Below are 24977 nucleotides of genomic sequence, written 5' to 3'. Positions count from 1 at the left end.
CTTAACTATTATGTCTACGAATCATTTAGTTAAGGCAGCCAATCCATGTCCATTACCCAACAACTTAAACTGTTTGTCGATGTCGTCCAACAAGGCTCGTTTGCTAAAGCCGCATCGTTAAACAATATGGACAACTCTTCACTATCCAAGCAGATCAAAAAGCTCGAACAGCACCTAGGTGTTCAATTACTCAATCGCTCAACACGTTCGTTTTCCCTGACCTCTGCCGGAGAAGATATTTTGGCAGAAGCCTACCAGCTCATTGATACACTCGATAATATTAAGAACATCGCGGACTCCTACCAATCTGAACCCAAGGGCGTCATTCGCATCGTCTCTGCCATGTTCCTAGGCCAGCAATACATCCAACCTGTCGTAACGCGATTTATGCGAAAATACCCCAATGTTCAGGTTGTGCTGCATTTAGACGATCGACGCACCGATATTATTGCCGATCACTATGATGTGGCTATTCGGATGGGCAAACTGGACGACTCCAACCTCATTGCCAGAAAAATTGCTAATTCTAACTTTGCCGTAGTAGCGTCGAATTCGTTTATTGATACTCACGGCAAACCTACAACACCAGAAGCACTGATTAATTTGCCCGCCATTATTTACAACAATGGTACAGTTTGTCTGGATACGTTTAAGATGAGTACAGAACCTAATGGCGGCGAACTTCGTTCGTTTAAGATGCAGGGCAACTACAAGGTCAGTGACGTACGCACCTTAATTGCAGCTGTGCGCGATGGTTTGGGCTACGCGGTGATTGATCTGTTCAACCTAGAAAAACCCATTGATGAGCTGGGATTAGTGCCTCTGCTTACCGACCACTCTCTATCGACTCTCGATAAAGGTATCTACGCCCTCTATCCGCATAGAAAACAAACTCTTCTGGTCTCAGAGTTTATCAACGAGCTGAAGCTGGCGATTGGTGAGCCGGCTATCTGGGAAAGTTATATTCCTGACTATCACTTAATGTACAAATAGGCCTGATGTTTCTTCATTAGAAAGAAGAGAGACACCAGGCCTATTGAAGACGGTTTTACCCAAGGACAATTATCATACCGCTTGCTGCATTCGCTCTGCGCTTTTCCCTTGTTGTGCCATAACAAAGAAGTTATCGATCCAGTGCAAAATAAGTGCTGAATCTTGTGGTTGAGCCAAATCAACGAACGCTCGTTGATAGTGCTCCGGCGTGATGAGCTGCTGACGTTTTTCCACCAGCTTCTGAGTAAAAGGCACACTAAACTCCGGGTGCCCTTGAACCGTGAAGATATGATTATCTTTTACCAACATGAAGTTAGGACAAAACTCATTACCTGCAATCACCGTTAGCGCTCTAGGAACAATCGTTACCTGATCTTGATGGCTGACTAAGAGCCTCGCACTATCTACCGACAGACTCATCCACTTCTTTTGTGCCTGCATCTGCACTTCATAGCTTCCCAGCCCCCAACCTTTATCGGACTTTTGCACCTTACCACCCAATGCTCTCGCGATCAGTTGATGGCCGAAACAAATACCGACTAATGGCTTACGTTGCGCTTCGCAACGTACAACCCAATCCACCAGCATAAGTAGCCAAGGATGATTGTCGTACGCGTTATGCACACTGCCTGTGATGATAAAGCCGTGACATTCATCCAGCGCTGGTAACACGCCTTTGGTGGCATCGTAGTCTTGAAACGTAAAGTCACGGTTGATCTCGACCAACGAGCCCTCAATCATGTCAGCGTATTGACCATAATCGGATAACGGTGGATCTACATGACCACAAGTAATAATCCCTATCTTCATTCATCACCTACTTCATTGTTGGCATTACAAATTCACTTTCACGCTGCCCTTTTGGCCAGCGTGCTGTCACTGTCTTCATACGAGTATAGAAGCGAACACCGTCATTGCCATGCACATTCAGCGGACCAAAAATAGAACGTTTCCAGCCGCCAAAGCTATGGAACGCCATAGGCACTGGAATCGGCACATTCACACCCACCATTCCAATTTCTACTTTTTCAGCAAAATCGCGAGCTGTATCGCCATCACGGGTAAAGATCGCCGTGCCATTACCAAACTCATGCTCATTAATAAGCTCCAGCGCGTGTTGATAATCTTTCGCTCGAACCACAGAGAGTACTGGACCAAAAATTTCTTCGTTGTAAATGGTCATATCTGCGGTGACGTTATCAAATAACGTACCACCTACGAAATATCCAGGAGTCCCCGTATCGATACCTCTGCCATCGACGACGAGTGTCGCGCCTTGATCAACACCGGTTTGAATGTACTCAAGCACTTTATTCATATGTGGTTCACTGACCAATGGTCCCATCTCATTCTCTGGAGAAAAGCCAAGCCCTGGCCCTACTCGCAGTGCTTGCACTTTTTCTTTCAAAGCAGCAACTAACTTGTCCGCCGCTTCATCGCCCACTGCAACTGCAACCGAAATTGCCATACAGCGCTCACCCGCAGCACCATAGGCCGCGCCCATAATCGCATTGGTAGCACCCTCAAGGTCGGCATCTGGCATAACAACTAAATGGTTTTTCGCACCGCCAAGCGCCTGAACGCGTTTACCATTAGCACTGCCTTTTGAGTAAATCGCTTCCGCTATTGGTGTCGAGCCAACGAAGCTCACTGCGGCAACGTCTGGCGCTTCGAGTAGTGCATCAACAACTTCTTTATCACCTTGCACGACATTGAATACGCCATCTGGCAGTCCTGCTTGTTTCAGCAATTTTGCAAGCATTAGCGAAGCACTCGGATCTTTTTCTGAAGGCTTGAGAATAAAGCTATTACCGCAGGCAAGAGACACGGGAATCATCCAAAGCGGCACCATCACTGGGAAATTAAACGGCGTTATGCCTACACAAACACCCACAGGCTGCATCATGGAATAGCTATCGATTTCACGCCCAACATTTAGCGAGTGCTCGCCTTTCAGTAAGTGTGGAATACCACAAGCAAATTCGACCACTTCCAACCCGCGAGTCAGCTCACCCAGCGCATCACTATGAACCTTGCCGTGTTCAGTCGAAATCAGTGTTGCCAACTCATCGGCATTTTCTTCCAATAGGGCTTTAAAGCGAAACATGACGCGAGCACGCTGCAACGGCGGAGTGGCTTGCCAATCAACTTGTGCTTTTTTGGCAACCTCAACGGCCGCCAAGGCCTCTTCTGCGCTAGAAAGCTGAACTTGCCCCCTTAGTTCGCCATTAGCAGGGTTAAACAAATCGGCATTTCGCTGGCTGCTACTTTCAACAATCTCGCCATTAATAAAGTTTGATACCAAAACTGACATAAGTTTTATTCCTTGTATTCAATATTTTGTAGAACATCGGCAATAAGCGTAAACAGATCATCAATATGCTGTTTTTCAATAATCAAAGGGGGTGACAGTGCAATGATGTCGCCCGTAACCCGAATCAGTGCGCCTTTCTCGAAACACTTAGTAAACACCTGATAAGCGCGAGAACCTGGCTTACCTGCAATACCTTCGAGCTCGATAGCCGCGATTAATCCGTAATTACGTAGATCTTTCACATGAGGTAAGCCCTTTAGGCTATGTACTGCTTGCTGCCAGTAGTCAGCAAGATCAGCCGCTCGTGTATAGAGGTTTTCATTGCGATAGATATCCAAGGTTGCGAGCCCCGCCGCCGCCGCGACTGGGTGACCTGAATAGGTGTAACCATGGAACAGTTCAATAGCTTGACTGTCCGGAGCAACCATTGCTTGGTAAATCTCATCGCTAACGAACACCGCTCCCATCGGGATAGCCCCGTTCGTCAGCCCTTTAGCGGTGGTGATAATGTCTGGCTTAACATCAAACTCTTGAGCAGCGAATGGGCTACCAATACGGCCAAAGCCGGTAATCACTTCGTCAAAAATGAGCAAAATACCGTGTTGGGTACAGATCTCGCGTAGACGTTTTAAATAGCCTTTCGGTGGTAGAATCACCCCTGTTGAACCAGCAATTGGCTCCACAATCACAGCAGCAATATTGCTCGCATCATGCAAGGTAACGATGTTATTGAGACTCTCCGCCCAGCCCGGATCGTAATCAGGCAAACCATGACTAAAGGCGCTGTTCTCGATACTTAATGTATGCGGCAAGTGGTCAACGCCAGTAAGTAAGCTACCAAACGCTTTGCGATTGTTAACAATGCCCCCGACAGAGATGCCACCGAACCCCACACCATGGTAACCACGTTCTCGGCCAATCAAGCGAGTTCTTGTGCCTTGCCCAATCGCGCGCTGATAAGCTAACGCAATTTTTAGAGCGGTATCGACAGACTCCGAACCAGAGTTTGTGAAAAACACCCGGTTCAAGCCAGACGGGGCAATCTCTGCCAGTTGTTCTGCAAATTGAAACGGTAAGGGATGACCCATTTGAAACGTTGGTGCAAAGTCCAAGTTGTGGATTTGACTGGCTACCGCTTCACTGATCTCATGTCGGCCATGGCCGGCATTACAACACCAAAGTCCAGCAGTACCATCAAGGATCTTTCTTTTATCTTCTGAGGTGTAATACATCCCTTCAGCAGATACCAACATTCGCGGTGACGCTTTGAACTGCGAGTTTGCCGTAAAAGGCATCCAAAAAGCGTCTTTATTGGTTGATTGTTCGCTCGCTAGCGAATCCAGGCTTTTATTGTTCGTCCCATGCATAGTGCACCCCAACGGTCATAGTTGAACTGATCATAGTTGAATTATTGATTGTTTCTTTTACTAAACACCGCTAAACACCCATACCGCTTAATGTAAATGCAATGTTATTAAATATTAAACAAATTTGACTATAGAACGTTCTTTTGAGCTGTGCAATGATAAAAATATAAACATTTTCTGGTTTTTTGCGTTTAGTGAGCTAGGATTGTGTTTAGTTTACTAATCACCTCGAGTCATTTAGGGAGCATTCATTTCATGGAAATGGAGATTGGACCAAGATTCAAAGCGCTACGCGAACGAGCGGGACTCTCGCAACGAGAGCTTGCAAAGCGCGCCGGGGTCACCAATGGATTTATTTCTCAAATAGAGAGCAACGCGGTTAGCCCTTCTGTGGCTTCTCTAAGCAAGCTACTAAGTAAAATCCCCTCTTCAATGGCAGAGTTTTTCGCCGTCGATGAGCCTCAGCCAGAGCAATTCTTTACCCTACGAGCAGAGCAGCCAGAAATTGGTCGCGGAAAAATCAGCTATCGACAGATTGGCCACTATCACGAAGATCGCCACATCGGCATGCTAAGGGAAACGCTCTCTCCAGGTGCAGACACGGGTAAAGAAATGCTCAGTCACGAGGGACAGGAGTGTGGGGTTATCGTACAAGGTGAGCTCGAGCTCACTGTTGAAGAACAAGTCACCCGTTTAGTCGAAGGCGATAGCTACTATTTTGATAGTGAGCGCCCTCACCGATTCAGAAACACCACTGATGTGGATTGCGTCATTATCAGTGCAAACTCACCGGCAAGCTTCTAACAAAAGGAATTAAGGCAGGATATTTATGGACAACATGACATGGCATGACAAGGCAGAGGCATTGAGTTTTCGAACTCAGGCATTTATCAATGGCGAATTTGTCAATTCAGCTTCCGGCGAAACATTTGAGATCATTAACCCAGCAACAGGACACTTACTCGCCCATGTAGCCCGATGCACTCAACAAGACGTTGATATCGCGGTTGAAGCAGCTCGTACAGCATTTGAGAGTCGAGTATGGAGCGGTTTAGCGCCTGCACAGAGAAAAGAAATTCTACTTAACTACGCCAAGTTAATTGATGAGCACAAAGAGGACTTTGCGCTGCTTGAATCCCTCGATATGGGTAAACCAATATCCGATGCAATGGGCTACGACGCTCCAGCAACAGCACGCTGCATTCAATGGAACGCGGAAGCCATAGACAAGGTATACGATGAAGTTGCCCCAGTGACAGAAGATGCACTCGCACTGGTCACCAGAGAAGCGCTTGGTGTGGTTGCAGCGATTGTACCGTGGAACTTCCCAACGGTAATGGCAGCTTGGAAAATTGGTCCAGCACTTGCCACTGGTAACTCGGTTATCGTAAAACCGTCAGAAAAATCCCCTTTAACCGCCATCCTTTTGGCCGATCTTGCCAAACAGGCCGGGATCCCAGCAGGTGTATTCCAAGTGCTCCCAGGATTTGGGCATGAAGCGGGACAAGCGTTGGCGCTTCATAACGATGTCGATTGTATCACCTTTACTGGCTCCACCGCTGTTGGCAAAAAACTGCTCTCTTTTGCCGGGGAATCAAATCTCAAACGCGCCTTTATGGAATGTGGCGGCAAAAGTCCCCACATCGTGCATTACGACGTCAAAGACATAGAAAAAGCCGCCGCTACCGCTGCGTCCGCTATTTGCTACAACCAAGGCGAAGTGTGTACTGCGGGTTCTCGTTTGCTTGTTCACTCTTCGATTAAAGATGAGTTTGTCGCACTGCTGTTGAAATACATGGAGAAGTGGCAGCCGAATGACCCACTTCTAGAAGATACTCGTGTTGGTGCGATTGTCGACGCCGCGCAGTACGAGCGCGTGCTTAGCTACATTGACATCGGTAAAAATGAAGGCGCCACGCTCGCATTTGGTGGTCAACCCGCTATGACACAAACGGATGGCTACTTTATTCAGCCTGCTGTATTTACCGACGTCACATCAGATATGAGGATTTTCCAAGAGGAAATCTTTGGCCCTGTTCTTTGCGTTACAACATTTGATTCCATTGAGGAAGCCATCAAGCTCGCTAATGACAGCGATTACGGGTTAGCCGCCGGTGTTTGGACGTCAGACATTTCTACAGCCGTACGCTGCTCAAGAGCACTAAGAGCAGGTACTGTATTTGTAAACAACTGGGATGGCGGCGACATGACTATGCCATTTGGTGGTTACAAGCAAAGTGGTAATGGTAGAGATAAATCACTTCATGCACTGCATAAGTACACAGAAGTGAAGTCAACGTGGATTGAGTTGAATTAGTGATGGACTCCATCTAAGGAGCTAGTTCGGCATTAAGTAAAGAGGTGTTTCTAGTAAAATCACCTCTTCTTCATTCAAAGCTTTTACAATTTTTTGGGCACGATGAGCCCTACAGCTGTGCCAGTTGAGCTTTCCTTTCTTTGTTCACCACACAAAAATTTCCTCGCTTGGTGCGGCACTTCGAGCAGCGCTCGCACTCAACAGGCGTTCGATCGCCGCCCTTCCACCTCTTAATAAGCTTTGGTTCAGAAAGCAATGGGCGCGACAGTGCGAAGTATTGAATACCTGTAGTGTCAGCAAGTGATTCAATGGCACCAATGTCGGTTAAACCACCAACCGTTATTACGGGTATCGACACATCTTGGCTAATGACATGCCCATACTCGTGGAAGTAGCCCTCTTCTTGGATGGTAAAACCATCATGTCTTTCACCTATCATCGTATTGGCTTTTCCATGGATATTGCCAGACATCACAATGGCATCTACGCCAATTTCTTCGAGCTTCTTGCACACTTTACGGGTTTCTTCAAAGGTGAGTCCCCCTTCAAAAAACTCAGTGGCGGTCAGTTTAACCAAAATCGGAAATTCGCTGCCCACAAGATCGCGACATTCGCGATATATCTCGAGTAGGAAACGCATGCGATTTTCTAAACTACCACCATATTCATCATCACGACGATTGTAGTAAGGGCTCAAGAACTGGTTGATGAGGTACGTGTGCGCAGCATGAATTTCTACGCCGTCAAAGCCTGACTGTTTGGCTCTTAATGTCGCTTTCGCAAACGCAGCAACAATGTAATCAATATCTGATTTGGTCATCGCTGTACCTTGTGTTTTAGTACCGATCTCAGGTACATCACTCGGTGCAAAGATAATGCGATCGCCAACATTGTAGGTCGTTTTGGTGCCGCCATAAGCCAGCTGCATAACGATTTTAGAGTCGTTGTCGTGAACCAAATTTGTTAGCTTTTGGTATTCTGGGATAAACGAATCGTTATATATCCCCATCATGCCAGCATTGGGTTTTTCTTCTTCAACAATGTTGGCATAGCCAGTGACAATCAGGCCGACCTCACCTTGGGCTAACTCTTCATAAATAGCATACAACTTATCTGTCATATGACCATCTTCAGTAGCCATGTTTTCCCACGTCGCGCTTCTCACAAAGCGGTTCTTCAGTGTCAAGTTGCCAATGCGGCTTTCTGTGAACAAGTGGCTCAAGTCCAATCCCCTCAAAGTATCGTTAAGCTGAATGCCGGAAAAATGCAGCGAGGCGGGATAGTACAGGGAATGTAGGTGGAAGATATTAATCTAGATTAAGGAATTGAAGTTGAGACAGGATTTCGCCCATAACAGGGAGGACAAGAAACTTTGCTGGTGTATCTAACTTAGATAAGTGACAGACAATTCCGTGAACCAATCAATCAGCGCCTGTGTTATTGGCTGACTCTCTCCGCCTGTGAGGTAAAAAAGGCTATAAGGTACTTTGATGTCGCGAGCTAAAACATTCGCCTTTAGCTTTTTTACTTTGTTCAAGCGTACATAGTGATGACCAATATGGAGGGGAAGTAGCGCCCAACCACCATTTACTAATAAGTCGACCAAAAGAGCATGATTACTGACTACCCTAGCATGGTGTGAGAAGCCCTGAATAATCCCTTCTCCACGTAGGTGATTTTCTAATAGATATTGCACTTCAAAATGAGAATCTTCGAGAGAAAAACTGTCTTTGGCCACCAATCCATTCTTTGGATGAGCAAATGGAGCATAGCTAATATGACCAAGGTGCTTAAAGGTGAATGGAAACTCCGGAGTAACCTTTCCCTTAGCAGGTAAAACAGCAACATCTAACTTATGATTAGACAATGCACTCAAGCCGTCGACACGCGTTGTTTCAAGCCAATGCACGCGAATATGAGGGAAGGTTTCAAGACATCGGTACTCTAATTCTTTAATGAACTCAATAGGAAAGTCACTATCGTAACCCACCGTTAGTTCTACTTTAGGTTCCAAAAACATAGCTTGGCCAAATTCTTGTAGTATTTGATTTTGACGTAGCACTAACTTTGCTTGTGGATAGAGCTTAGTTGCCCTCTCGGTAGGGTTGGCTTTTTTACCAACAATGATAAATAGCGCAAAACCTAATTGGTCTTCATACGCTTTTACCAGTTCCCGAACGGTAGTTCTGTCTTTTCTTAATGCTCTACCCGCTGCACTGTAAGACTGGCTCTCATATACAGAAACAAACGCAATCACCTGGTCTAAAGACTGCACTGCATTTTCCCTCACCTATTGAACGTAAATCCCCCACGTATGTGGTTTTGATGATTGTACCCTCCCAACCATAATGCACTTAATTTTTGATGCTAATTTTGTGACCACGATGACTGTTCTTTCTTCCAAATGCGCAGCAACTAACACGCCGATGTTTAGCGCTGACTTGTTCAAAGCGATCTTGACGGTCGCGATTCCGGTAACCTTGCAGACGATCTTATTCTCTAGCAAGGGCTTAATTGACCTTGTCATGATAGGTCAGTTAACCGAAGAGAATATTGCAGCTATGGGGGTTGCTAGCCGAGCACTATTTGTCGCAACCATCTTTCTCGCGGGAGTCACTGCCGGTGGTGCCATGCTGACGGCACAATATTTCGGTGCCAATGACCTAAAAGGCGTCACTCGCAGCACCGCTTTGACTTGGGTGATCTCGTCCATCGCTGCATTATTGCCACTAGGTATGTTTCATTTCTATGGCGACACAATCATAGGCTTGTCGACGAATTCGGAACCGATTATCGCACTAGGTCAACAATATCTGAAAATATCTGGTTGGAGCTTATTTGCAGTTGCCTTCTCCGCTAGCATCGCAGCAGGTTTTCGTTCAATGCATCAAGCGGCGCTCGGTACATGGTTCAGTGGACTAGGCATTATGCTAAATGTCGTGTTTAACTGGATTCTTATTTTCGGCCATCTTGGTTTTCCATCCTTGGGGTTAAAAGGGGCTGCAATCGCAACCGTGCTCAGTTCACTACTCGAAGTGACGGCAATCTACCTTTTCTTACATGTCAAAAATCACCAACTTGGTTTCGGGCGCACAGAACTAAAGCAAGCACTGCAACTGAAACACATACGTCCATTTTTATCTCTGTCTATCCCAACTACGGCAAACTTTCTGGCGTGGGCTGGAGGCTTGTTTACTTATACTGCCATCATGGGACAAACCGGCGAACTAGGTCTGGTAGCCTTATCGGTAATTACGCCTATTGAAGCCTTCTCACTTAGCTTTCTCACTGGGGTAGCCAATGCTTCAGCGGTTGTCGTTGGCAACCAGTTAGGAGCCAACCGGCCTCACCTTGCCTACGCTCAGGCCAAAGGATTCTCGGTTATTGCCATTGGCGTGACCCTCTGCGTATCAATCGCTCTTTGGTTTTTGCAATCAACCATTCTCGACCAGTTCACAGCCCTCTCTGAGGATGCAAGACAAATGGCAGAGCAATTTTATCTGATCTTATGTTTCGGCATTTTATTGCGCTCATTGCCGACATTAATGGTTGTCGGGGTGCTACGAGCAGGAGGAGATGTAAAATTCTGTCTTTATCAGGATCTCGGCACTCAGTGGTTGTTCGGAATCCCCTTAGCGGCTATTGGAGCACTGGTATTTGGCTTTTCCCCACCCGTCGTCTTTGCGATGTTTTTCTTAGAGACCCTATTCAAATGGGGCGCGTGTTTATACAGATTCAGAAGCCAAAAATGGATGAATCATTTAATTAAAGAAGAGGAAACAAAATGACTTTACTCAGCGTCTATGAAGCGTATGGCGTCACCATAGCAGTCACTATTTTTGTCATGATTTACTTATTTATACACATCAAGTACATCCGCCACCATGAAATGCACAAACGCTTTCTTGCGGCATTATGGGAGCTGATGAAGAACACCATTCATGGCGAGCATATTCGCACTATGGGCTACAAGCATGAAAAAGAGTCGCCGATAAAGAGTAAGCATGACTAACGCTTTATTGCTTAACCCACCCTTCGGGGTGGCCTACGGCTAAAACGGTAAACACTGCCCCATAATGGCAAACGAACACGCAATCGCGATAAACCATGAGATTGAGCGAAGTGTACTCTTATCAATTAAGTAGAGCGCGTGATAGATGACTCGAAACACGATATGCACGATTGCGAGTAGTTGAACGTTTTCAGTCGTAGTCTCTGTTGCTATCGCAAGCAATATCGCTATCCCAAACACCAACAAAGATTCAAAAGCATTCTGGTGTGATGCTAGCGCTCGTGCACCAAAGCCTTCTAAGCGTGACTGCTGTTCTCTAGGGTGGCTGTTATCGTATCCACCCTCTTTTGCCATCGCGATCGCCAAAGGGATTTTGACTAGGTAGGGAAGAAATGAGGCAAAAATTAAACAAAGAATGAGTACCGTCACGTGAATGTCCTTTTTTGTGAGTATAGGGCTGAATAACTGGACGACATTATACGCGATTAGAACGTCGGCGGAGTCGCTGCACTTATCAACTCACACTCAACCTTGCCTCTATTGCGAAAACGGTGCGGTTTTCTGGTTTCGAAGTAATAAGAATCTCCAGCTTTGAGGACGCGGATTTGGCTGCCAACGGTAATTTCAATTTCTCCGCGAATGACGACACCGCCTTCCTCTCCTTCATGTTGCATGAAATCGGTACCGGTGTCTGAGCCTGGTGGGTAGATTTCGCGGAGGATGGCAAGCTCTCTACCTTCTCGCTTGGCACCGACGAGTAGCATTTTGATTTTGCCGTCACCTAGGTCTGCCATTTGATCAGCAGTAAAGAAAATCTCGTCTTTGGGCTCCACATCTAAGGTAAAGAATTCACCCATTGAGATGGGAATAGCATCGAGGATCTTTTTCAGTGAACCCACCGAGGGGTTCACTAAGTTTTGCTCAATTTGAGAAATCATGGAGTTGGTGACACCGCTGCGCTTTGCCAGTTCTCGTTGCGATAGTCCGCGCATTGTGCGAATGGTTTTCAACTGTTTCCCTACATCCATGAATCTCTCTCCAAATTGAGTTTATTATCAGCAAGTTAGTTCCGTTTTACTGCTGACTCATCTTCATTTCTAGCAGCCTACGCTTTTCTGCCTTTGCCATCAACCACCACGCAATAAATGTGGCACATGAAACCGCAAGAATGGTGAGCGTCGCCAGCGCATTAATCTTTGGACTCACCCCAAGCCTTACACTGGAGAACACGACCATCGGCAAGGTTGTGGCACTTGGCCCTGATACAAAGCTTGCTATCACTAAATCATCAAGGGAAAGCGTGAACGCCAATAGCCAACCCGCTAGAATGGCAGGTGCAATAGACGGTAACGTGATTTGGAAGAACACCTTCCAAGGGGGTGCACCTAAGTCCATCGCCGCTTCTTCTATTGAGCGATCCACCTCTTGTAGCCTTGAGCTCACAACAACGGTCACATAGGCAGTACAGAAGGTTACGTGTGCTATCCAAATAGTCATCATTCCGCGTTGACTGAAGATGTCGAACACCTGTCCCATCGCAATAAACAGCAGCAACAGTGACAAGCCAGTGATTACTTCTGGCATAACCAAAGGTGCAGTGATCATAAAGGCAAAGCCCGTCTCACCCTTGAACTTACCGAATCGATTGAGAACAAAGGCAGCGATGATACCAAGAACTACCGCAGCACTTGCCGATAGGAAACCGATGATAAGGCTGAGCTTTACACCCCCCATTAATAAATCATCTTCGAGAAGCTCAAAATACCATTTGAATGAAAACCCTGACCATACTGTTACTAAGCGGTTTTCGTTAAACGAGTAGATGATCAGAATCAGAATCGGTAGATAGAGGAACGTAAAACCCGCCCCTAATATCACCCATTTTAGTTTGTTGTTGTAAACGGGAATGTCGTTCATCCTTGAGCCTCCAATTCACGTTTTTGATAGCGGTGGAACCATAGAATTGGCAGCATAAGAATAAGCAGCATCACTATGGCGACGGCGGAAGCAACAGGCCAGTCTCGGTTGTTAAAGAACTCCTGCCACAGCACCTTACCAATCAGAACGGTATCAGGACCACCGAGTAGTTCTGGAATAACAAACTCACCCACAGCTGGAATAAACACCAGCATTGAGCCAGCGATGATGCCCGCTCGTGTCAGTGGAACCAGTACGGTAAACAGCGTTGTCATTGGCTTGGCGCCTAAGTCACTCGCGGCTTCAAGGAGAGAGTAGTCAACCCGCATTAGCGCTGTGTACAGCGGCAGTACCATAAACGGCAAGTAGGTATAGATAATACCGATATAGACGGCCGTGTCTGTGTGAAGGATTTGCAACGGTTCATCAATAACACCTGACATCAATAGAACGTTATTCAGCAGCCCGTTATTTTTTAGGATACCTATCCATGCGTAGACTCGGATCAGGAAGCTCGTCCACGAAGGTAGGATAATGAGCATCAAAAGCACATTACGAGTACTTGGCGTAGAGTGAACAATTGCCCACGCAATCGGAAAACCAATGATAAGACACAACGACGTCGAGACAAAGGCGATACGAATCGACTGAATATAAGAAGACGCGTAGAGATCATCTTCAATCAGGTACTGGTAGTTCCCTATATTGAGCAGTAATTGCAGCTGTTGCTCAGCATAACTCAGTAGCTCTGAATAAGGCGGGATGGCGATCTGTGCTTCTGCAAAACTGATCTTAAATACGATAAGAAACGGCAGCAGAAAGAACAGTAGGAGCCAACCGTATGGTACGGCGAGTAGCAGACACTTAGGTGTCGGTACAATGCTCCAAATATTAAGTTTGGCTGGTTTCTTCATATCTTGAGTACCACACAACTTTCCTTGTCCCAGCAAAGATTGACTCTTTGCTCCCATGTAGGCATTCCTTTCCTAACGCGACTGGTATTTTGCAATGTTGCGGTCACCAGTTTTCCGGAGTCGAGTCTGACGTGATAAATCGACTGGTTGCCCATGTAAGCAATATCTTCAACAATGCCACTGCAATGATTTGGCGACGGATTCATAGGGTCGCACAGTGTGATTTTCTCAGGCCTAACAGCAATCGACACTGAAATACCTGGCGCACCAGAGATACCGTGACTGATGGAGATAGGGTTGCCCATATCGGGAGTGCGAACGGTTGAATGGTCGGCTTCATTGGTTTCAAGCACGCCTTCAAAGATGTTGACCGAACCAATAAATTTCGCGGCAAATTTGGAGTTCGGGTGCTCGTAAATCGACTCTGGCGAACCAATCTGTACGAACTGCCCTTTGTTCATAATGGCGATGCGGGTTGCCATAGTCATGGCTTCTTCTTGGTCGTGGGTTACCATTACACAGGTTACGCCGACACTTTCTAGGATATCGACCACCTCAAGCTGCATCTTTTCTCTAAGGTTTTTATCCAGTGCACCCATTGGCTCATCGAGTAGCAATAGTTTTGGTTTTTTGGCTAGACTTCTTGCCAACGCGACACGTTGTCTTTGTCCACCTGATAGTTGATGCGGCTTACGCTTGGCAAAATCCGTCATTCGTACCAACTCGAGCATGTGCTTCACTGTCGCGTCGATCTCTTTGCTTGGCATGCCGTCTTGCTTCAGACCAAAGGCGATGTTCTTCTCCACCGTCATGTGTGGGAATAGCGCGTACGATTGGAACATCATGTTCACTGGTCGTTTGTAAGGCGGAATGTCTGCCAGATCTTCGCCATCTAGGATAATTTGGCCGGCGCTCGGCTGTTCAAACCCTGCCAACACTCGCAATAGCGTCGATTTACCGCAACCAGAAGCACCCAATAGCGCGAATAGCTCACCTTGATTGATGGTGAGATCGATGTTGTCCACGACAACGTGACCGTCGAAATCCTTGGTCAGACCTCGAATTTCCAATAGTGGTTTTGGTGGCACTGGGGCAACGTGTTGATGGTTAAGCTCTGTGTCGAGTGACATCACTGTCATGGTAGTCTCCAAGCAAACGGGGCGACCCAAGTTGGGTCGCCAAAATTGACTTATCAGTTTTTAAGGAAGTCGGTCCAAGCGCGAGTCATGGCACGAGATGTTTTGTGTGGCAACATCTTCGAGCTATATAGCTTCGCTTGCGCTTCTTCTGTTGGGTAAATTCCTGGATCGTCTAGAATTTCTGCGTCAATAAACTCACGCGATGGTGGGTTCGGGTTCGCATACCAAACATAGTTACTGATCTCAGCAATCACTTCTGGACGAAGTAGATAGTTGATAAACAAGTGAGCATTCTCTGGGTGCTTCGCCTCCTTTGGAATCGCCATTAGGTCGAACCAAGCCAAAGCGCCCTCTTTAGGAATCGAGTACGCGACTTCTACACCATTGTCCGCCTCAGCAGCGCGATCAGCCGCTTGAAGAACGTCACCAGACCAACCGATCGCTACACAGATATCACCGTTTGCTAGGTCATTGATGTATTGCGATGAATGGAAGTACGTCACGTATGGACGAACTTCTTTAAGCAACGCCAATGCGTCTTTCTTGTAGTCATTTGGATCGGTACTGTTTGGATCCTTGCCGATATAATTCAGCGCAGCCGCCATGATTTCGGTTGGCGCATTCAAGAAGCCAACACCACATTTACTGAGCTTTTCCATGTTCTCTGGCTTGAACACGAGATCCCAGCTGTCGACAGGGGCATCTTCGCCAAGTACAGCTTTCACTTTCTCAACGTTGTAACCGATGCCCGTCGTACCCCATAGGTAAGGGACTGAATAGTCGTTACCTGGATCGACAGTATCCGCAAGAATACCCATCAGTTTAGGATCAAGGTTCTGATAGTTGGTCAGCTTAGACTTATCGAGTTTTTGGAAAGCCCCCGCTTTCGCCTGACGACCTAAGAAGTCGTTACTCGGTACAACAAGGTCAAAACCTGTATTGCCCGACAAGATCTTCGCTTCTAACACTTCGTTTGAATCGAATACGTCATACACGACTTTGATGCCGGTTTCCGCTTCAAACTTCGCTATGGTGTCTTCTGCAATGTAGTCTGACCAATTGTAAATGTTGAGGACTTTTTCCTCAGCAGCAAAAGATGTCATTGAGGTAAGCCCCATTGTCATCCCTAACGCCACACCAAAGTATGCTTTTGCTTTCTCCATTTGGATCTCCGTTTCCTGTTTGCTCTTTGGTTAATACCTTTATTGTGCTTTTCTAGGTATTGGGTAGTCTCGTCGGCTACTGCGAAACGTCGGCGAGTGTTTTGTCGAGTGCGAGTTTTGCTTTTTCGATGAATTCATCGATCTCGTCTCGGGTAATAATTAACGGTGGCGAACAAATCATGGTGTCCCCTACCGCTCGAAGAACGACACCTGAGTTAAAACAGTTCTCACGACAACGCGTCCCTACATCGAGGTCTTTGTGATATCGCTCATTGGTTTGTTTATCTTTGACCAGCTCTATCGCACCAACCAGACCTTTGGTTCTTGCTTCACCGACCATTGGATGCTCTAAAAGCTCACTCCAACGTGACGCAAAGTAAGGCGCGGTATCTTCGCGAAGTTGGTTGATGATATTGCGGTTCTGCATTTCCTTGATATTGGCAATGGCAACCGCACAGGCCGCAGGGTGACCTGAGTAGGTAAACCCGTGGGCAAACTCAGTGTCTGCATCCGTCAGCACCTTAGCAACGTGATCTCGCACCATCACACCACCAAGTGGTAGATAGCCCGAAGTAATACCTTTTGCCATACACATGAGATCGGGGTTGATGTTGTAAGTTTGGCTTGCAAACCACTCACCTGTTCGTCCGAAACCACAGATCACTTCATCAGCAATCAGAAGAATTTCATACTTATCACAGATGCGTTGAATTTCTGGCCAGTAGCTGTCTGGTGGGATAATCACGCCACCAGCACCTTGAATAGGCTCAGCGATAAATGCAGCGACATTCTCTTCGCCAAGTTCTAGGATTTTCGCTTCAAGCTGACGTGCTCGCTCCAAGCCAAACTCGTTAGCATCCATCCCTTGACCTTCACCGAAGTGATACGGCTGATCAATATGGGTAATATTTGGCAATGGCAAACCACCTTGCGCATGCATAAACGCCATACCACCCAGGCTTGCGCCCGCCATCGTACTACCGTGGTAGGCATTCTTACGGCTAATGATGGTTTGTTTGTTTGGCTTACCTAAGCTTGTCCAATAGTGGCGAACCATGCGAACCACAGTGTCGTTACACTCAGAGCCTGACCCGGTAAAGAACACATGATTCATCCCTTCTGGTGCTACTTCAGCAAGCAGCGTCGAAAGCTCAACAGCAGGTGGATGAGTAGTCTGGAAAAACAGATTGTAGTAAGGCAACTCTTTTAACTGATTCGTCGCTGCTTCAATAAGAGGCTCACAGTTGTAGCCCATATTCACGCACCAAAGACCCGCCATTCCATCTAAGATTTTGTTGTCGTGTTCATCATAGATGTAGATGCCTTCTGCACGAGTAATGACTCGTGACCCTTTGTCATTTAGTGCTTTGAAGTTAGTAAATGGATGCAAGCAGTGTGCGCTGTCTTGCTCTGTCCATTTTGATCCGTTTTGTACTGACATAAATTAATTTCCATTTCCTGCTGTTTAATTAATGCTCTTTTCGATAGCTTTGCCTTAGTTACACGTTTAAAAGTAAGAATTCTCGCTCCCAAGAACTGATGACCTGGAAGAAGGTCTTGTACTCCTTGCGTTTGATTGCCACATAAGCCGATACAAATCGATCGCCTAAGATTTCTCGTAGTTCATCACTGTTCTCAAGCAGAACAAGTGCATCTTCTAGATTGTGAGGAAGCGAGTATGGTTCGGTTGTCATATCGCCTGTACTCTTTTCCGTTGGTGTGAGTTTTTCTTTCATACCAAGGTAGCCACACGCTAAGGTCAGAGCCATTGCTAGATATGGGTTAGCATCTGCGCCCGCGTAGCGGTTTTCTAAACGCCTTGAATCACGATCAGACACTGGTACACGAAGGCCAACGGTACGGTTGTCTTCACCCCAAGCCACATTGGTTGGTGCTGAATCACCGAATACCAAACGGCGGTAGGAATTCACGTTTGGAGCAAAGAACGCAATCGCCGCTGGCGTGTATTTCTGCATGCCGCCGATGTAATTCAAAAACAGTTCGCTGTTTGAACCATCTTCGTTTGCGAATAGGTTTTTGCCTTTACCATCAACCAAGCTTTGGTGGATGTGCATTGCACTACCCGGTTCGTCTTCCATTGGTTTTGCCATAAAGGTCGCGTAAACATCGTGTCTTAATGCCGCTTCACGCACTGTACGTTTAAATAGGAAAACTTGATCCGCTCTGTCTAGTGGCTCGCCGTGGTCAAAGTTAAGCTCCATCTGCGCTGCGCCAGACTCATGAACTAAAGTATCTACATCCAAACCTTGCGCTTCGCAGTAGTCGTACATGTCTTCGAAAATAGGATCGAACTCGTTAACCGCATCGATACTGAATGACTGTCTCGCTGTTTCTGGGCGACCATTGCGACCAATCGGCGGCTCAAGTGGGTAATCCCAATCAAGGTTTTTCTGAACTAAGAAAAACTCCAGCTCTGGCGCGACAACTGGGTGCCAGCCTTCTTTCTCGTAAAGACTTAACACACGACGCAATACTGCTCGCGGTGAGATATCGACTGGGTTTCCTTCTACGGTGTAGCAGTCATGAATCACCTGTGCCGTAGGCTCTTTAGTCCAAGGCACAAATCGAATCGTGTTTTGGTCGGGTTCCAGTGTCATGTCCTTCTCGGTCAGGTCGATCATACTTTCATCGTCTGGCCAATCACCGGTTACGGTCTGGAAAAAAACCACTTCGGGAAGACGCATGCCCCCTTCTCGAAGGAATTTTTTCGCTGGCATGATTTTGCCTCGAGCGTTACCCGTGATATCCGGGATCAAACACTCAACTTCAGTAATACGGTTCTCTTCTATCCATTTCCTAATCGTTTCCATAAATCCTTCTTTTCGTTACTCGCTCAACGAATTTATCAATAAGCTCCCATTTAGCATTGGCACCGACCTGTATAAATGTCAAACAATGATGTTAATTATTTTGCAACTTTTGAGATAGCGATTAACATTTTAGATACATTAGTGTTGTGTTTTACTGAACATTGTGTCTATGGTTAAAAAGCAACCAACACGGTCAAGCCCAACTTAGGGCTTGATATATAAGGAATCGTTGGGAAAAGTGGAGGAGCCACAGTGGGAACGAGTCAACTTGCGAGTAGCGCAGACAACATCGAACCAATTCAACTTGGTCACGAAAAGCTTACAATTGAACGATTTATTGAACAGCACCCAGACGTCACCAGCTTGGATTTGATCCTGTTCGATATGAATGGAGTCGTTCGTGGCAAGCGTGTCCCCATCACCCAACTCAGCAAAGTTTTAGAACAAGGTATTTGTCTGCCCGCATCGGTTTTCGCACTGGATATTTGTGGTGAGACAGTTGAAGAAACCGGGCTTGGTTTTGAAAAAGGCGACGGTGATAGGATCTGTCGAATGGTAACAAGTTCACTCACGACCACGCCGTGGCAAGAGAACAGCGCCCAAGCCATCGTAACTATGTTTGAGCCAACTTCAAATCAACCTTTCTTCGCCGACCCAAGACATGTACTGGAAGTTCAATTAGAGAAATTTACTAGCAAAGGACTCAAGCCTTGTATCGCAGTTGAGCTTGAGTTCTATCTTCAAGATCTCGAAACAGACGAAGCGGGCAGCCCACAACCACCACTCATGCCAATCAGCGGCGAGCGTATGACACAAACACAGGTGTACTCTCTAGAAGAACTGGATGAGTTCAAAGCTTTCCTGGATGAGATCATCAGTACATGTGAAGAACAAAATATCCCGGCAGAAAACATTACTGCCGAGTACGCACCTGGGCAATTCGAGGTCAACCTCAAGCATACGGACGATGTTCTGTTAGCCTGCGACCATGCCATGCTGTTAAAGCGCGTGGTTCGAGCAGTAGCGAAAAAGCATGGCTTCTATGCCAACTTTATGGCGAAGCCTTATACAGAGTATGCGGGCAACGGCTGTCACGTGCACATCAGCCTGCGAGATGAAACCGGTGCCAATGTTTTTGGTGAAGATGAAAGCATTCTTCTGAACGCCATTGCTGGCGTATTGGCACACCTTGAAGATAGCATGGCCATCTTCGCGCCTAACGCTAACTCTTATCGCCGACTTCAGCCTAATATGTTTGTTCCGCTGCACGCAACTTGGGGCTGGGATAACCGAACCGTTGCAGTGCGAGTACCCGCAAGTGGTCAGTCAGACAAGCGTATTGAACATCGACTCTCTGGCGCCGATGTTAACCCCTACCTCACCGTCGCGGTGTTGCTCGCGTCTATTCTCGACGGCATCGAAAACAAACTCACTCCACCAGAGCCAATAGAAGGTGACGCTTCTTTGCTAGAACTGCCAATGCTGCCTATCTCTTGGGATATGTCACTGCATGAGTTCGCTAACAGCCAGTTTATGAAGCGCAGCTTTGGTGAAGAATTCTGCAAGGTTTACTTAGCAAACAAAAAACATGAGCAAGCTCGCTTCTCGGCGCAAGTCTCACCATTAGAATATCAGTGGTACAAGTAAAGTAAGGATACAAAATGAAAGTGAAGCACACAGACTCCTATTACGCGGCATCGCGAAATCAGCAATTCGATTTTCCTAAACTGATGGGAGATCATGTTGCCGACGTCTGTGTTATTGGCTCCGGAATCACCGGAGCCACCGCCGCACTCGAACTTGCTAACAAAGGCTTTAAAGTTATCGTCCTAGAAGCCAATCGCGTTGGCTGGGGCGCATCCGGTAGAAGTGGTGGTCAAGCTATCTTTGGCTGGGCATCCGAACAAGACACCTTAGAAAAGATGGTCGGCAAATCCGATGCACGAAAGTTATGGGACATTTCAGTTGAAGCGTTAGCGCTGACCAAGTCTAACATCAACAAGTACAATATTGATTGTGATTGGCGTGATGGCATGGTGCATGTGGGCGTCAAACCTCGCCATGATAAAGAGCTCAAAGCTTGGTATGACGACCTCACTGAAAACTACGGATATGAATCGCTAGAAATGTGGGATCAAGAAGAGACCCGCCACCGCATAGCGAGCGACAAATACACCTCTGGAATGTTCGATAGCAACAGCGGTCACCTGCATCCACTTAATTACACCCTTGGATTGGTTAATGCAGCCAAACAAGCGGGCGCAGAGTTTTATGAAGATAGCGCCGTGACCAAAATCGAACACGGTGATCCTGCTACCCTATTCACAAAAAACGGCACCGTAAAAGCCAATCACGTCATCCTCGCTTGTAACGCCTATATGGATGGTTTGGAGACTAAGTTAGAAAACAAAGTCATGCCTGTAGGTACTTATATCTGTGCCACTGAGCCTTTAGGTGAAGAGGTCACCGGGGCGCTTATGAAAGATCACATCGCCGCTTGTGACATAAACTTCGTATTAGATTATTTCCGCTGCTCTGGCGATCACAGGATGCTATTTGGCGGACGAGTCAGCTACTCAGGCATGGCACCTTTCAACCTAGAAAAAGCCATGCGCGGACGAATGGTCGACATATTCCCTCAGCTATCCGACGCAAAGATCGATTATGCATGGGGTGGTAATGTCGCCATCACCATGAACCGCGCGCCACACTTTGGCCGTCTAAAACCTAATGTCTATTTTGCCCAAGGCTTTTCCGGTCACGGCATCGCAGCGACGGGGATGGCAGGCACACTCATGGCTGAGTGCGTAGCAACCACCGCAGAACGCTTCGCGATTTTTGATAAGATCCCGCATATGCCATTCCCAGGCGGGAGGCTGTTTAAGACACCGGCATTGGTGCTAGCGATGTCCTACTATCGAGTAAGAGACATTCTTTAGAACGTTTAAACTGGAGCCAGCATCAATATCACTGGCTCCTTCGATTTCCTAAAAACCACACCACTCTCTGCTCACATAATCCACGCCAATCACGCACCACGAGAAAGAAAGTTCTCCCCCTAGAACACTATTTACAACCGCGTTAGCTGCGAAACTCAACATAAGGGGAGCGAGAGGGGGTAACGATCGACTAACTGCTTTTTGCACCCAACGCTATCCCATCTTTGGCAACTGCTCTGTTATCAATACGAGTTACCAACAACTGATCAATTGAATAATGTGACACCCCAAAAACTTGATCTACATCTCATTAATTACATTTGTAATACATTAATATAAATAACATTCTAGAACACACAGTGGTTCTAGAATCGGCTGAGTCGCAAATGCGCCTGAATGCCCTCATTATCTCGTTCGACCCCAAGCGATAGAGGTAAACCAAACCTACTTGATAAGAATAAGAGCATTGCCTATCGAGCAATGTTCACTTACACCCTTAGTTAAAGTGAGCGTCACGTGCTTTGACTTTGGATCTCCTAATGTCGTTTAGCCCTCGCACTATTGCAGGTGGTGCGAGGGTCTTTTTTTATGTATGACAGTATCCCGTTTGGAAATCCATATTGCGCTCGCCAGCTCCCACAAATTAATAAGACCTCAAAACATTTTACATCAGTAAATTTGGCATCTAAACCAGCCTTCAATCACTATCAAGTGACATTAATGAATAGCATGCGTCCAGAGCTAGTTGTCATGACGTCACCAACGAGTAACAAAACCACTCAAGCTGCTGTTTTAACGAAACAAAACATCAAGTCTTTGCAATTTCATTCGTCTATCTACCAAGCCAACAAAAGTAGCACCAATGTTAACTATTGGTTTGTTTTTCACATGAGTGACACATAAATCATTTGAGGTCTAACTAAATTTTCGTTACGCTATATTTAACTAACCGTTCAATTAAAAATAAAAAGGATACAAAATGCCGAAAGTTGGCATGCCCGAAATCAGGAAGCCTCAACTTGTCAAAGCAACGATGGCGGTTATCGATCGCGTCGGGTTGCATGCGGCAAGTATTGCGTTAATCAGCAAAGAGGCGGGCGTTTCTACTGGAATAATCAATCATTACTTTGGTGGTAAACATGGGCTGCTTGAGGAAACGATGCGAGAAATCCTGCGTCAGCACTCAACGACCATTACATCAAAACTTGCCCAGTTACCTAGCTCGGCTCACCAGCAGAGAATCATTGCGATTGTTGATGGAAACTTTGTTGGCTTTCAGGCAGAAAACCAAGTTGCTAAGACATGGCTAGCGTTTTGGTCATACTCAATGCACAACGACAAGTTAAAACGCCTCCAGCACGTGAATGAAAAGCGCTTGCTCTCCCACCTTAAAATTGAACTCAAGGGACTTTTAGATGCTCCGCAAGCAGACATTGTTGCTCATGGTATCGCTGCTTTGATTGACGGTATTTGGCTTCGTGGCACGCTCAACCCGCAAGGCATAGATGCCGACAAAGCACGAGCGATCATTAACGATTACCTCGACAAACAACTCACTTTCTATTCCCAAAAATAACGCTAAAGTCAGATCTTCAAATGGATATGAAAACACTATTTATCGATGGAAAAGCGCAGTCAGCAACGTCTGGCGAAAGCTTTGTTACTTATAACCCCGCCAATGGCGAGCCGCTAGCGACCATCGGCCTTGCAAGCCAACAAGACCTTGAACAGTCGGTCGAGTCTGCTAAGCGAGGCTTTGCCGTATGGTCAGCGATGAGCCCTGTCGAGCGCAGCCGAATTTTGCTTAAAGCTGTATCAATTCTGCGCGAACGTAACGACGAACTGGCTGCACTTGAAGTGGCAGACACAGGCAAACCTATTCAAGAAGCGATTGAAGTTGATATTGCAACCGGAGCGGATGTTATTGAATACTTTGCGGGTCTTGTGCCTGCTATGCAAGGTGAACAGCAGCCATTGAGTGAAAGCCAGTTTTTCTACACTCGCCGCGAACCTTTGGGTATTTGTGCTGGTATTGGCGCGTGGAACTACCCGATTCAAATTGCGATGTGGAAATCTGCGCCAGCTCTAGCCGCAGGCAATGCCATGATCTTCAAGCCTTCTGAGGAAACACCCCTTACCGCACTCAAATTGGCAGAAATCTTCACTGAAGCAGGATTGCCTGATGGCGTGTTCAACGTTGTCCAAGGTGATCACCGTGTTGGTCAAATGCTAACGGCTCATCCAGATATCGCCAAAGTGTCATTCACTGGTGAATCAGGCACAGGCAAGCAAGTGATGGCCGACAGTGCGAAGACACTAAAACAAGTTACGATGGAATTGGGTGGAAAGTCACCAATGATCGTATTTGACGACGCCAAGCTCGATAATGCGGTTTCTGCTGCGATGGTCGCTAACTTCTACACGCAAGGCGAAGTATGCACTAATGGCACTCGTGTGTTTGTCCATGAGTCGATTTATCCGCAATTTATTGAACAGCTTAAAGCTCGCACCGAAAAGCTCATTGTCGGTAACCCAATGGATATGGACACTCAAATTGGCGCACTCATTTCCAAAGACCATTTGAGCAAAGTTCTACAAGCCATTGAAAGTGCAAAAGAGAGTGGTGCAACACTGCTAACGGGTGGCTATCAAGTGACTGACAATGGCCTAGAGCGCGGTAACTTTGTTGCGCCAACCGTATTTGTTGACTGTGATGACAGCATGCCACACGTCCAGCAAGAAATCTTTGGCCCTGTCATGTCAGTGCTTAAGTTCAAAGACGAGCAAGAAGTCATTGAGCGAGCGAACAACACCGACTACGGCCTAGCAGCCGGAGTGTTTACCCAAAACCTATCTCGTGCTCACCGCGTTATTCATCAAATGCAAGCGGGTATTTGCTGGGTCAACACCTGGGGAGATTCGCCTGCTGAAATGCCAGTTGGTGGATACAAGCATTCAGGCATTGGCCGAGAAAATGGTCCAGAAACTCTTAAGCACTACACCCAAACCAAGAGTGTTTTAATAGAGCTTGGCGATTACGCCAGCCCTTACGCCTAACTCAAATCACGGAG

General features: G+C 46.7%; 22 protein-coding genes. 9 read left to right on the top strand and 13 right to left on the bottom strand.

Annotated elements, in window-relative coordinates; translation table 11 throughout:
• The first annotated feature begins 45 nt into the window (after nt 1–45).
• The gene (locus ACVA6Q_RS03950) at nt 46–993 is read left to right on the top strand and encodes a LysR family transcriptional regulator (protein WP_446646603.1); all 948 of its coding nucleotides are present in this window, start codon (nt 46–48) and stop codon (nt 991–993) included.
• 72 nt (nt 994–1065) lie between these two features.
• Here the strand turns inward: ACVA6Q_RS03950 and ACVA6Q_RS03945 are convergent, their stop codons facing one another.
• Genes ACVA6Q_RS03945 through ACVA6Q_RS03935 form a run of 3 tightly spaced genes read right to left on the bottom strand, consistent with a single transcriptional unit; the run spans nt 1066 to nt 4674 of the window.
• Entirely contained in the window at nt 1066–1803 is a 738-nt protein-coding gene (locus ACVA6Q_RS03945) for a glutamine amidotransferase-related protein (RefSeq protein WP_446646602.1), read from the bottom strand.
• A 7-nt stretch (nt 1804–1810) separates the two neighbouring features.
• Nucleotides 1811–3307, bottom strand: a complete 1497-nt coding sequence (locus ACVA6Q_RS03940) for a CoA-acylating methylmalonate-semialdehyde dehydrogenase (protein ID WP_446646601.1) — start codon at nt 3305–3307, stop codon at nt 1811–1813.
• Between the two features lie 5 nt (nt 3308–3312).
• Nucleotides 3313–4674, bottom strand: a complete 1362-nt coding sequence (locus ACVA6Q_RS03935) for an aminotransferase class III-fold pyridoxal phosphate-dependent enzyme (RefSeq protein ID WP_446646600.1) — start codon at nt 4672–4674, stop codon at nt 3313–3315.
• Between the two features lie 255 nt (nt 4675–4929).
• On the opposite strand from ACVA6Q_RS03935, the gene ACVA6Q_RS03930 reads away from it, so the two are divergent.
• Nucleotides 4930–5478, top strand: a complete 549-nt coding sequence (locus ACVA6Q_RS03930; protein WP_446646599.1) for a cupin domain-containing protein — start codon at nt 4930–4932, stop codon at nt 5476–5478.
• Between the two features lie 25 nt (nt 5479–5503).
• Complete coding sequence (locus ACVA6Q_RS03925; protein WP_446646598.1) at nt 5504–6991, top strand: aldehyde dehydrogenase; 1488 nt, start codon at nt 5504–5506, stop codon at nt 6989–6991.
• Between the two features lie 109 nt (nt 6992–7100).
• On the opposite strand, the gene ACVA6Q_RS03920 is transcribed toward ACVA6Q_RS03925, so the two are convergent.
• Nucleotides 7101–8213: an NADH:flavin oxidoreductase gene (locus ACVA6Q_RS03920; protein WP_446646597.1), complete on the bottom strand. Its 1113-nt coding sequence runs from the start codon at nt 8211–8213 to the stop codon at nt 7101–7103.
• A 162-nt stretch (nt 8214–8375) separates the two neighbouring features.
• A complete protein-coding gene (locus ACVA6Q_RS03915; protein WP_446646596.1) occupies nt 8376–9266 on the bottom strand; it encodes a LysR family transcriptional regulator in 891 nt (296 codons plus the stop codon).
• A 109-nt stretch (nt 9267–9375) separates the two neighbouring features.
• Here ACVA6Q_RS03915 and ACVA6Q_RS03910 point away from each other — a divergent pair, with 109 nt between their 5' ends.
• Together ACVA6Q_RS03910 and ACVA6Q_RS03905 are read left to right on the top strand one after the other, a co-directional pair.
• On the top strand, nt 9376–10779 hold the full coding sequence (locus tag ACVA6Q_RS03910; protein ID WP_446646595.1) for an MATE family efflux transporter: 1404 nt from the start codon (nt 9376–9378) through the stop codon (nt 10777–10779).
• Complete coding sequence (locus tag ACVA6Q_RS03905; protein WP_446646594.1) at nt 10776–11003, top strand: hypothetical protein; 228 nt, start codon at nt 10776–10778, stop codon at nt 11001–11003. Before ACVA6Q_RS03910 ends, ACVA6Q_RS03905 begins: the two co-directional genes overlap by 4 nt.
• A gap of 39 nt (nt 11004–11042) precedes the next feature.
• Here ACVA6Q_RS03905 and ACVA6Q_RS03900 read toward each other — a convergent pair whose 3' ends face one another.
• The 8 genes from ACVA6Q_RS03900 to ACVA6Q_RS03865 all read right to left on the bottom strand — a co-directional run bounded on the left by ACVA6Q_RS03900 (nt 11043) and on the right by ACVA6Q_RS03865 (nt 18967).
• Nucleotides 11043–11432 (bottom strand): MAPEG family protein, encoded by a 390-nt coding sequence (locus ACVA6Q_RS03900; protein ID WP_446646593.1) that lies wholly within the window; start codon nt 11430–11432, stop codon nt 11043–11045.
• A gap of 56 nt (nt 11433–11488) precedes the next feature.
• Nucleotides 11489–12031: a cupin domain-containing protein gene (locus ACVA6Q_RS03895; RefSeq protein ID WP_446646592.1), complete on the bottom strand. Its 543-nt coding sequence runs from the start codon at nt 12029–12031 to the stop codon at nt 11489–11491.
• Between the two features lie 46 nt (nt 12032–12077).
• Nucleotides 12078–12920, bottom strand: a complete 843-nt coding sequence (locus ACVA6Q_RS03890; RefSeq protein ID WP_446646591.1) for an ABC transporter permease subunit — start codon at nt 12918–12920, stop codon at nt 12078–12080.
• Complete coding sequence (gene potH, locus ACVA6Q_RS03885) at nt 12917–13834, bottom strand: putrescine ABC transporter permease PotH (protein ID WP_418642911.1); 918 nt, start codon at nt 13832–13834, stop codon at nt 12917–12919. The genes ACVA6Q_RS03890 and potH overlap by 4 nt, the downstream gene beginning before the upstream one ends.
• Nucleotides 13831–14973 carry a putrescine ABC transporter ATP-binding subunit PotG gene (gene potG, locus ACVA6Q_RS03880; protein WP_353499471.1) on the bottom strand — a complete coding sequence of 381 codons (1143 nt, stop codon included), beginning with the start codon at nt 14971–14973 and terminating at the stop codon, nt 13831–13833. Before potG ends, potH begins: the two co-directional genes overlap by 4 nt.
• 53 nt (nt 14974–15026) lie before the next feature.
• Nucleotides 15027–16136 carry an extracellular solute-binding protein gene (locus ACVA6Q_RS03875; protein ID WP_446646590.1) on the bottom strand — a complete coding sequence of 370 codons (1110 nt, stop codon included), beginning with the start codon at nt 16134–16136 and terminating at the stop codon, nt 15027–15029.
• Nucleotides 16137–16212: 76 nt separating this feature from the next.
• A complete protein-coding gene (locus ACVA6Q_RS03870; protein WP_446646589.1) occupies nt 16213–17577 on the bottom strand; it encodes an aspartate aminotransferase family protein in 1365 nt (454 codons plus the stop codon).
• A gap of 58 nt (nt 17578–17635) precedes the next feature.
• Nucleotides 17636–18967: a glutamine synthetase family protein gene (locus ACVA6Q_RS03865; RefSeq protein ID WP_353499474.1), complete on the bottom strand. Its 1332-nt coding sequence runs from the start codon at nt 18965–18967 to the stop codon at nt 17636–17638.
• Nucleotides 18968–19255: 288 nt separating this feature from the next.
• Between ACVA6Q_RS03865 and ACVA6Q_RS03860 the strand changes: the two genes are divergently transcribed.
• The 4 genes from ACVA6Q_RS03860 to betB all read left to right on the top strand — a co-directional run bounded on the left by ACVA6Q_RS03860 (nt 19256) and on the right by betB (nt 24963).
• Nucleotides 19256–20614: a glutamine synthetase family protein gene (locus tag ACVA6Q_RS03860; protein ID WP_446647176.1), complete on the top strand. Its 1359-nt coding sequence runs from the start codon at nt 19256–19258 to the stop codon at nt 20612–20614.
• A 14-nt stretch (nt 20615–20628) separates the two neighbouring features.
• On the top strand, nt 20629–21906 hold the full coding sequence (locus tag ACVA6Q_RS03855) for an NAD(P)/FAD-dependent oxidoreductase (RefSeq protein WP_446646588.1): 1278 nt from the start codon (nt 20629–20631) through the stop codon (nt 21904–21906).
• A 979-nt stretch (nt 21907–22885) separates the two neighbouring features.
• Nucleotides 22886–23482, top strand: a complete 597-nt coding sequence (gene betI, locus ACVA6Q_RS03850) for a transcriptional regulator BetI (RefSeq protein ID WP_446646587.1) — start codon at nt 22886–22888, stop codon at nt 23480–23482.
• Between the two features lie 20 nt (nt 23483–23502).
• Nucleotides 23503–24963 carry a betaine-aldehyde dehydrogenase gene (gene betB, locus ACVA6Q_RS03845; RefSeq protein ID WP_446646586.1) on the top strand — a complete coding sequence of 487 codons (1461 nt, stop codon included), beginning with the start codon at nt 23503–23505 and terminating at the stop codon, nt 24961–24963.
• The last annotated feature ends 14 nt before the right edge of the window (nt 24964–24977 follow it).

The sequence above is a fragment of the Vibrio sp. DNB22_10_4 genome (assembly GCF_052879755.1).
The sequence above is the reverse complement of the archived record's forward strand: the minus strand, read 5'-3'. Positions and strand labels throughout refer to the sequence as shown.

Bases quoted from the DNA above. Each gene is read 5' to 3' on its own strand.
- ACVA6Q_RS03950 (WP_446646603.1), top strand. From the start codon at position 46: ATGTCCATTACCCAACAACTTAAACTGTTTGTCGATGTCGTCCAACAA.
- ACVA6Q_RS03945 (WP_446646602.1), bottom strand. From the start codon at position 1,803: ATGAAGATAGGGATTATTACTTGTGGTCATGTAGATCCACCGTTATCC.
- ACVA6Q_RS03940 (WP_446646601.1), bottom strand. From the start codon at position 3,307: ATGTCAGTTTTGGTATCAAACTTTATTAATGGCGAGATTGTTGAAAGT.
- ACVA6Q_RS03935 (WP_446646600.1), bottom strand. From the start codon at position 4,674: ATGCATGGGACGAACAATAAAAGCCTGGATTCGCTAGCGAGCGAACAA.
- ACVA6Q_RS03930 (WP_446646599.1), top strand. From the start codon at position 4,930: ATGGAAATGGAGATTGGACCAAGATTCAAAGCGCTACGCGAACGAGCG.
- ACVA6Q_RS03925 (WP_446646598.1), top strand. From the start codon at position 5,504: ATGGACAACATGACATGGCATGACAAGGCAGAGGCATTGAGTTTTCGA.
- ACVA6Q_RS03910 (WP_446646595.1), top strand. From the start codon at position 9,376: ATGACTGTTCTTTCTTCCAAATGCGCAGCAACTAACACGCCGATGTTT.
- ACVA6Q_RS03905 (WP_446646594.1), top strand. From the start codon at position 10,776: ATGACTTTACTCAGCGTCTATGAAGCGTATGGCGTCACCATAGCAGTC.
- ACVA6Q_RS03895 (WP_446646592.1), bottom strand. From the start codon at position 12,031: ATGGATGTAGGGAAACAGTTGAAAACCATTCGCACAATGCGCGGACTA.
- ACVA6Q_RS03890 (WP_446646591.1), bottom strand. From the start codon at position 12,920: ATGAACGACATTCCCGTTTACAACAACAAACTAAAATGGGTGATATTA.
- potH (WP_418642911.1), bottom strand. From the start codon at position 13,834: ATGAAGAAACCAGCCAAACTTAATATTTGGAGCATTGTACCGACACCT.
- potG (WP_353499471.1), bottom strand. From the start codon at position 14,973: ATGACAGTGATGTCACTCGACACAGAGCTTAACCATCAACACGTTGCC.
- ACVA6Q_RS03875 (WP_446646590.1), bottom strand. From the start codon at position 16,136: ATGGAGAAAGCAAAAGCATACTTTGGTGTGGCGTTAGGGATGACAATG.
- ACVA6Q_RS03870 (WP_446646589.1), bottom strand. From the start codon at position 17,577: ATGTCAGTACAAAACGGATCAAAATGGACAGAGCAAGACAGCGCACAC.
- ACVA6Q_RS03865 (WP_353499474.1), bottom strand. From the start codon at position 18,967: ATGGAAACGATTAGGAAATGGATAGAAGAGAACCGTATTACTGAAGTT.
- ACVA6Q_RS03855 (WP_446646588.1), top strand. From the start codon at position 20,629: ATGAAAGTGAAGCACACAGACTCCTATTACGCGGCATCGCGAAATCAG.
- betI (WP_446646587.1), top strand. From the start codon at position 22,886: ATGCCGAAAGTTGGCATGCCCGAAATCAGGAAGCCTCAACTTGTCAAA.
- betB (WP_446646586.1), top strand. From the start codon at position 23,503: ATGGATATGAAAACACTATTTATCGATGGAAAAGCGCAGTCAGCAACG.